At 42.2% G+C, this 237-nt stretch carries 1 protein-coding gene; it reads right to left on the bottom strand.

Annotated features, from left to right (window positions below; translation table 11 throughout):
- Positions 1-237: HNH endonuclease (locus tag CXF72_RS00610; protein WP_198552456.1), on the bottom strand; the 237-nt coding region annotated here is incomplete at both ends.

Here is a 237-nt window from a genome sequence, read left to right as displayed (position 1 = left end):
TGCTCTCGTTTGAATTTTGTCTCAAACCCAAATGTTTCTTCAAAGTCCCATCGTTTACTAAGTTGTGCCTTCACGATGCCAACTTCAGTAGCGTGCTTTGTTGTCGATTTCTTGGCTATTAACTCAAACTTTCCGGCATGTAAGTCATTATGACAGGTTTCGCAAAGCACCTTTAGGTTGCCAGGCGTATCCGTTCCGCCTTTAGATCTGAATATTACATGATGCACATGCAGTTTC

This window comes from Psychromonas sp. MB-3u-54, from assembly GCF_002836415.1.
Taxonomy (GTDB): Bacteria; Pseudomonadota; Gammaproteobacteria; order Enterobacterales; family Psychromonadaceae; genus Psychromonas.
This window is presented reverse-complemented; position numbering and strand designations above follow the sequence as displayed.